This is a genomic window from Pseudonocardia pini, from assembly GCF_013870575.1.
GTDB classification, from domain to species: Bacteria; Actinomycetota; Actinomycetes; order Mycobacteriales; family Pseudonocardiaceae; genus Pseudonocardia; species Pseudonocardia pini.
The window spans coordinates 1-4,356 of the sequence record NZ_JACBXB010000472.1; the positions used below are offsets into that span (position 1 = coordinate 1).

The 4,356-nt window shown below is 73.0% G+C and carries 6 protein-coding genes; 5 read left to right on the forward strand and 1 reads right to left on the reverse strand.

The window, feature by feature from the left end:
• The 5 genes from H5J29_RS22565 to H5J29_RS22585 form a co-directional block, all read left to right on the forward strand.
• The coding region (locus H5J29_RS22565) for a hypothetical protein (protein WP_181783041.1) at positions 1–253 on the forward strand (253 nt) is incomplete at its 5' end.
• A 71-nt stretch (positions 254–324) separates the two neighbouring features.
• On the forward strand, positions 325–876 hold the full coding sequence (locus H5J29_RS22570) for a TetR/AcrR family transcriptional regulator (RefSeq protein ID WP_181783042.1): 552 nt from the start codon (positions 325–327) through the stop codon (positions 874–876).
• A gap of 64 nt (positions 877–940) precedes the next feature.
• Positions 941–2,359 (forward strand): adenylosuccinate lyase, encoded by a 1,419-nt coding sequence (purB, locus tag H5J29_RS22575; protein WP_181783043.1) that lies wholly within the window; start codon positions 941–943, stop codon positions 2,357–2,359.
• Complete coding sequence (locus H5J29_RS22580; protein WP_181783044.1) at positions 2,356–3,189, forward strand: phosphoribosylaminoimidazolesuccinocarboxamide synthase; 834 nt, start codon at positions 2,356–2,358, stop codon at positions 3,187–3,189. Before purB ends, H5J29_RS22580 begins: the two co-directional genes overlap by 4 nt.
• 148 nt (positions 3,190–3,337) lie before the next feature.
• The gene (locus H5J29_RS22585; RefSeq protein WP_181783045.1) at positions 3,338–4,075 is read left to right on the forward strand and encodes a DUF2334 domain-containing protein; all 738 of its coding nucleotides are present in this window, start codon (positions 3,338–3,340) and stop codon (positions 4,073–4,075) included.
• 142 nt (positions 4,076–4,217) lie between these two features.
• Here H5J29_RS22585 and H5J29_RS22590 read toward each other — a convergent pair whose 3' ends face one another.
• The gene (locus H5J29_RS22590) at positions 4,218–4,349 is read right to left on the reverse strand and encodes a zinc-binding dehydrogenase (RefSeq protein ID WP_312858361.1); all 132 of its coding nucleotides are present in this window, start codon (positions 4,347–4,349) and stop codon (positions 4,218–4,220) included.
• Positions 4,350–4,356 lie beyond the last annotated feature (7 nt).

A 4,356-nucleotide genomic window follows, 5' to 3' on the forward strand; every position in this document is an offset into this window, starting at 1 on the left:
GTCCGGCGGCGGGCGCGAGGTGAACCTCGAGGTCGCCGACGGCCCGCTGACCGGTCTGTTCTCGGTGGTCTACACCCCGCCGGGGGAGGAGCCGGTCCAGACCACGGGCGCCGTGGGCTGGTCGATGACGGAGGTCACCACGGCGTCGGGCGGGCTGGTCACGGTGACCTCTCGCGCGGAGGCGGACTCCGGCGGCGTCCCGTTCGGCGACCGGGTGGAGCAGATCGCCACGACCCTGGCCCCCCTGCTGTAGGTGAGCGAACGGCACTCTCGCTCAGTCCTAGTGAGCGAGAGTGCCGTTCGCTCATTGGGCAGACTGGGGGGATGGCGACCGAGAAGGGGGAGCGGCGGCGGCAGGCGTTGACCGAGGCCGCCGGTGAGCTGCTGCGCGAGGGCGGGTTCGACGCGATCCGGCACCGCGCGGTCGCCGAGCGGGCGGGGCTCCCGCTCGCCTCCACGACGTACTACTTCGACTCGCTCGACGACCTCGTCACCGCCGCCGTCGAGCACACCAGCAGGCAGGACCTCGCCGCCGGGCGGGCCGCGCTGGACTCCGCGGACGAGCCCCTCGACGTGGTGCTCGACCAGCTGCTGGGCCACGGGTCCCGCGAGGGTGGCCTCGACGCGGTCCTCCTGCGGTACGAGCAGCTCGTCGGCGCAGGCCGCAGGCCCTATCTGGCCCCGTTGATGCGCAAGCTCCGCGTGGAGCTGGACGGGCTGCTGGCCGAGGCCCTGGCCAGGGCGGGCCACCGGCTCGACGCGGACGGCCTGCGTCGGGTCGTCGAGGTGGTCGACGGCGCGGTGATCTCCGCGCTCATCGAGGCGCACCCCGATCCCCGCGGGACCGCACGCGCGGCCCTGCTCCGATCTCTGTGAGTGCGAATAGTCGCCATAGCGGTGATTGCCGCTCACGAGGGGTGAGCGCATACCATCCGTGCACGTGATCCCCAACGTCCTCGCCGCCCGCTACGCCAGCCCGGAGCTCGTCGAGCTGTGGTCTCCCGAGCGCAAGATCGTGCTCGAACGGCAGCTGTGGATCGCCGTGCTCAAGGCGCAGCGCGATCTCGGCGTGGAGGTCCCGGCGGAGGCGATCGCGGACTACGAACGGGTCGTCGAGCAGGTGGACCTGGCGTCGATCGCCGAGCGCGAGCGCGTCACCCGGCACGACGTGAAGGCGCGGATCGAGGAGTTCAACGCCCTCGCCGGCCACGAGCACGTCCACAAGGGCCTGACCAGCCGAGACCTCACCGAGAACGTCGAGCAGCTGCAGATGCGGCTGTCGCTGGAGCTGGTCCGGGACCGGACGATCGCGATCCTCGCGCGGCTCGCGCGGCGCGCCTCCGAGTACTCGGACCTGGTGATGGCCGGGCGCTCGCACAACGTCGCCGCCCAGGCCACCACGCTCGGCAAGCGCTTCGCCTCGGCGGCCGACGAGCTGCTCGTCGCGTTCCGACGGCTGGAGGACCTGCGGGCGCGCTACCCGCTGCGCGGGATCAAGGGCCCGGTCGGGACGGCGCAGGACATGCTGGACCTGCTCGACGGTGACTCGGCGAAGCTCGCCTCCCTGGAGTCCCGGGTGGCCGCGCACCTCGGGTTCGGCGGGGTGTTCACGAGCGTCGGCCAGGTGTACCCGCGGTCGCTCGACCACGAGGTCACGTCGCTGCTGGTCCAGCTCGGGGCGGCGCCGTCGTCGCTCGCCACCACGATCCGGCTGATGGCGGGGCAGGAGCTGGCCACCGAGGGCTTCAAGCCCGGCCAGGTCGGGTCGAGCGCCATGCCGCACAAGATGAACACCCGCTCCGCGGAGCGGATCAACGGACTGCAGGTGGTGCTGCGGGGGAACGCGGCCATGGCCGCCGAGCTCGCGGGCGCGCAGTGGAACGAGGGCGACGTGTTCTGCTCCGTCGTCCGCCGCGTCGCGCTGCCGGACGCCTTCTTCGCCCTCGACGGCCTGTTCGAGACGGCGTTGACGGTGCTCGACGAGTTCGGCGCCTACCCGGCCGTCATCGCCCGTGAGCTGGACCGGTACCTGCCGTTCCTCGCCACCACGAAGGTGCTGATGGCGGCCGTGCGGGCCGGGGTCGGCCGGGAGACCGCGCACGAGGTGATCAAGGAGCACGCGGTCGGCGTCGCGCTCGCGATGCGGGAGCAGGGCCAGCTGGAGAACGACCTGGTCGCGCGCCTGCAGAACGACTCGCGCCTGGGCCTGCCCACCGGCCTGCTCGACGGTCTCCTCAAGGACCCGCTGTCCTTCACCGGCGCCGCGACCGCGCAGGTCGCCGAGGTGGTCCGGGTGGTCGCCGAGATCACCGACGCGCATCCCGAGGCCGCCGGCTACACGCCCGGGGCGATCCTGTGAAGCTGCTGCACTCGGGCAAGGTCCGAGACATCTACTCCGACCGCGGCGACATCGTCCTGGTGGCGTCGGACCGGCTGTCGGTGTTCGACGTCGTCCTCCCCACACCCGTGCCGGACAAGGGGAAGATCCTCACCGCGCTGTCGCTGTGGTGGTTCGACAAGGTCGCCTCGCTGGTCCCGCACCACGTGCTGAGCTCCACGGACGTCCCGGAGGAGTTCGCCGGACGCGCGGTGCGGTGCCGTCGCCTGGAGATGCTGCCCGTCGAGTGCGTGGCCCGCGGGTACCTGACGGGCGGCGGGCTGAAGGAGTACCGCGAGACCGGCACGGTGTCCGGGGTCGCCCTGCCACCGGGGCTGGAGGACGGTTCCCGGCTGCCCGAGCCGATCTTCACGCCGTCGAGCAAGGCGCCCGCCGGGCAGCACGACGAGGCGATCTCGTTCGACGAGGTCACCTCGCTCGTCGGGGTCGACACCGCCACCCGGATCCGGGAGCTCACCCTCGAGGTCTACCGGCTGGGCGCGGAGATCACGGAGAAGAACGGGATCCTGCTCGCGGACACCAAGCTGGAGTTCGGGCGGGACGCGTCCGGCGAGATCGTGCTGGGTGACGAGGTGCTCACCCCGGACTCCTCCCGGTTCTGGCCCGCGGACCAGTGGGAACCCGGCCGCCCGCAGTACAGCTTCGACAAGCAGTACGCCCGCGAATGGGCGCTCTCGACGGGCTGGGACAAGACCCCGCCGGGACCTGAGGTCCCCCCGGAGGTCGTGGAGGCCGTCCGGGCGAGGTACGCGGAGGTCTACGAGCGCATCACCGGCACCCCCTGGCCCTGACCCGCGAGTCCCCCGGTTTCGACGCGCGAGTCGGACACTGCTGCCGCGGGTCTCGGACACTTCGGGGTGGCCGCCTGTTCCGCGGCCCTGCCGCCTGCAGACCGACGGTGGTCGCCCGCGATTCATCTCCGCAGCGTTCCCTCATGGCATGCCCGCTCGACTGCTGGTCTCGCTCTCCGGGCTCACCGACGCCCGCGAGGGTGTCCTCGAGGTCGCCCGCACGCTCGCCGCAGACCTGGACGCCCGTGGCGTACCGCTGACGCATCTGGTCCAGCCCGCCTCGCCGAACGGCCCGCCGTCGGCCGAGCTGCTGGAGTGGGTCCAGGGCCGCGGGGAGGCGATCGCGCTGCACGGCTACGACCACACCGCAGATCCGGCGTTGCGCGGCGGCGTGGGGCGCAAGGGCGAGTTCTCCGCGTTGCCGCGGCACGAGGCCGGGCTGCGGCTGACCGCCGCCCGACGGGCTCTGACCGGGCTCGGCCTGGCCACGGACGTCTTCGCCGCGCCCCGCTGGCTCGCCTCGCCGGGCACCGTCGAGGCGGTGCGCGAGCAGGGCTTCCGGATGTGCCTCGACGAGCAGGGCGTCCACCTCTTCGACGACGACGTCGTCCTCCGGGCCCGCGCCCTCGGCTTCCGGCTCGACGCCGCGGTCGACGGTGAGGCCCGCAAGCGTGCCGAGTCGTGGCGGCGGAGGTTGCTGCACACCGAGGCGGTGCGCGTTGCCCGGCGAGCGGGCGCGGTGCGGATCGGGGTGCGCGCCAAGGACCTCCGGCGCCCGGGTCGCGTGACGGCGGTGCTGACGACGGTGGACGCGGTGCTGGCCGAGGGTGCATGGCCCACGACCTACGCCGACCTCCCCGCCGCCCCCCACACCCGCACCGCCTGACCGCCCGCGGCGAGAAGTCCGACTCGCGCGTCGAAACCGGGGGACTCGCGCGTCTGAACCGGGGGACTCGCGCGTCTGAACCGGGGGACTCGCGGGCGCGAGTCCCCCGGTTCCGACGCGCGAGTCGGACATCGGTCGGGGATCAGGGGGTCAGGACCGCTTTGCCGACGATGTCGCGGTTCTCCAGGGCGCTGTGGGCGTCGGCGGCTTTGGCGAGGGGGAAGCTGCGGCCGACGATGGGGCGGATCCGGCCCTCCGCGGCGTCGCGCAGGATCCGGTCC

Bases quoted from the DNA above. Each gene is read 5' to 3' on its own strand.
- H5J29_RS22570 (WP_181783042.1), top strand. From the start codon at position 325: ATGGCGACCGAGAAGGGGGAGCGGCGGCGGCAGGCGTTGACCGAGGCC.
- H5J29_RS22585 (WP_181783045.1), top strand. From the start codon at position 3,338: ATGCCCGCTCGACTGCTGGTCTCGCTCTCCGGGCTCACCGACGCCCGC.